Raw genomic sequence first — 2,639 nt, forward strand, 5'->3', positions numbered from 1 at the left:
CTTGATCTGACCGTGAAGCAGAACCTCCGCTATTTCGCCTCGCTACGCGGGCTGAAGCGCAAGGAGGCCGACGAGCGGATGGACAAGGCGCTCACGGCGCTCGACATGAAGGAGCGCATCGGGGAGAGGGTCCGCTCGCTCAATGGCGGCCATCGGCGCCGTGTAGAGATCGCACGGGCCTTGCTGCACAGCCCCAAGCTCCTTCTCCTGGATGAGCCAACCATCGGTCTCGACGATCCGACCCGGGCGGCCATCGTGCGGCATATCCACAACTTGGCGCGGTCCGACAATATCGGCGTGCTGTGGGCGACCCACCTGTTCGACGAGATCGAGCCGGACGACGATCTGGTTGTGCTGAGCAATGGCCGCGTGGTGGCGCAAGGCGAGGCCAAGGCCGTGGTGGCGGATACCGGAGCCAAGGATCTCGGCGATGCGTTCAGGCTGCTGATCGGCAGCACTGCCGGGGAGGACGTGGCCGCATGACGTTCCTGCACTACGCGCGCGCCTTCCGCGGCATTGTCTGGCGGGAGCTCTTACGGTTCCTGCAGCAGCGCGAGCGTTTCTTCGCGGCGCTGGTGCGTCCGTTGATTTGGCTGATCATCTTCGCGGCGGGCTTCCGGGCGGCACTCGGGATCTCGATCATCCCGCCTTACGAGACCTACATCACCTACGACGTCTATATCACGCCGGGTCTGCTCGCCATGATCCAGCTGTTCAACGGCATGCAGAGCTCGCTTTCCATGGTCTATGACCGTGAGATGGGCTCCATGCGCGTGCTGCTGACGACACCTTTGCCGCGCTGGTTCCTGCTTATGGCGCGGCTGTTCGCCGGGGTGCTCGTTTCGCTGTTCCAGGTCTACACGTTCCTGCTCGTGGCCTATCTGTGTGGCGTGGAACTGCCCCTGTGGGGCTATCTCGTGGCGCTCCCGGCGTTGATCCTCACGGGCATGATGTTCGGGGCGCTCGGCATGTTGCTGTCCTCGACGATCAAGCAGCTGGAGAACTTTGCCGGCATCATGAACTTCGTCATCTTCCCGATGTTCTTCGCCTCCTCGGCGCTGTACCCGTTGTGGAAGATGCGGGAGGGCAGCCTCACCCTCTATTATTTCTGCCTCTATAACCCCTTCACCTGGGCGGTGGAACTCATCCGGTTCTCCTTCTATCTGAAGATGAACTGGGAGGCGCTGGCCGTGGTTGCCGGCTGCACCGTGGTCTTCTTGGCGCTGTCGGTATGGGCCTACGATCCTTCGCGCGGCATTCAGCAGCGGAAGGTCGGCGCCGCTCCGGCCGCTGGCTAGGCGAGGCCTTCCTACTTTTCTGAGAAATTTGCCGGGTGGCGCTTGAGGAAATCGGCGTGAATTTCGTCGACGATCTTGGGCGTCCGTTTGTCCTGCGGCACGTCGATGGTCTCGACCGCGAGGACGTGGGTGGGGCGCGGCGCGAGCAGGACAAGCTGATCGGCGAGCTGGATGGCCTCACGGGCGTTGTGGGTGACGAGAAGAGCCGTCGTGGGCCGTTCCGACCACACCTCCAACAGCAGGCACCGCAGGCGGTCGGCCGTCTTTTCGTCGAGTGACACAAACGGCTCGTCGAGGAGAAGAAGGTCGGGCTGTGTGGAGAAGGCGCGGGCTAGGCCTACGCGCCGGGCCAGCCCAAGCGAAAGCTCTCCCGGATAGCGCTGCATCATGTCAGCAATGCCAACCGCATGTGCCAAGCGATCGAGATTGTCTTGCGAGAACCCCGGCGCGGCCACAAGTTCAATATTCTGCCGCACCGTTCGCCACGGCAGCAGCCGCGGTTCTTGGAACATGAAGCCAAGCCGGGCATCCCGGGGGATCTCGATCTCGCCGCTATAGTGGTCGTCGAGATGGGCCACGATCCTCAGCAGCGTGGTCTTGCCACAGCCCGACGGCCCCATGAGCACGGTCATGCTCTCAGGCCTGAGGTCGAGCGAAAAGTCGCGGATGGCTGTCAGCCTCGTGCCGTCAGCCCCGATATGCGTCTTGTCCTCGATGCGGATTCTAAACTGGCTTGTTGCGCCAGCGGGTAGAGTATCTTTCAAGGGGCTGCACCAGTAGGTATTCGATCGCGAGCATGACCGCCACGAAGGCTAGCGTATAGCCGAGAATGGCGGTCACGTTAAAGAGTTGGAAGTTGAGGTGAAGCTCGAAGCCCACGCCGTTCGGCCGGCCGAGCAATTCGACCACGAGCACGATCTTCCAAATCAAGGACAGCCCCGTGCGCGAGGCGGTTGCAAAATAGGGCTGCAGCTGGGGCAACGTCACATTGCGGAACTTGCTCCAGGGCGACATGTGATAGGCGCGGGCCATCTCGTCCAGGCCGGGATCGAGCGCCTTGGCGCCCTCGCGTAAGGTCACGATCACATTGGGAATCTTGTTCAGCGCGACAGCGCCGATGGCCGCCGCTTCGTTCAGCCCGAACCACACATAGGCCAGGATGATGATCACCAGCGCCGGAAGGTTGAGGAAGACGATCAGCCAGGGGTCCAGCACGCGATTGACGGCCGGTATCTGGCCCATGAGGAGCCCGAGGGCGCTGCCGATCACCATGGCGATCACGAACGCAGCCACCACGCGCCACAGCGTGATGCCAAGCTCGAACAGCAAGTCGCCGTGGAC

Annotated in this window: 4 protein-coding genes; 2 read left to right on the top strand and 2 right to left on the bottom strand. The window is 62.6% G+C overall.

The window, feature by feature from the left end:
* Together ABY454_RS12230 and ABY454_RS12235 are read left to right on the top strand one after the other, a co-directional pair.
* On the top strand, positions 1-483 hold a 483-nt coding region (locus tag ABY454_RS12230), incomplete at its 5' end, for an ATP-binding cassette domain-containing protein (protein WP_372931040.1).
* Positions 480-1,298 (top strand): ABC transporter permease, encoded by an 819-nt coding sequence (locus tag ABY454_RS12235; RefSeq protein WP_372931042.1) that lies wholly within the window; start codon positions 480-482, stop codon positions 1,296-1,298. The genes ABY454_RS12230 and ABY454_RS12235, both read left to right, overlap by 4 nt.
* A gap of 11 nt (positions 1,299-1,309) precedes the next feature.
* Here ABY454_RS12235 and ABY454_RS12240 read toward each other — a convergent pair whose 3' ends face one another.
* Positions 1,310-2,062, bottom strand: a complete 753-nt coding sequence (locus tag ABY454_RS12240) for an ABC transporter ATP-binding protein (protein ID WP_372931044.1) — start codon at positions 2,060-2,062, stop codon at positions 1,310-1,312.
* Positions 2,022-2,639, bottom strand: a 618-nt coding sequence (locus ABY454_RS12245; protein WP_372931046.1) for an ABC transporter permease, incomplete at its 5' end; no start/stop codon positions are given. The genes ABY454_RS12245 and ABY454_RS12240, both read right to left, overlap by 41 nt.

The organism is Methyloceanibacter sp., assembly GCF_041573655.1.
Lineage (GTDB): Bacteria > Pseudomonadota > Alphaproteobacteria > Rhizobiales > Methyloligellaceae > Methyloceanibacter.

What these genes read in the sequence shown, in the direction of transcription:
- ABY454_RS12235 (WP_372931042.1), top strand. Translation starts at nt 480, where the DNA reads ATGACGTTCCTGCACTACGCGCGCGCCTTCCGCGGCATTGTCTGGCGG.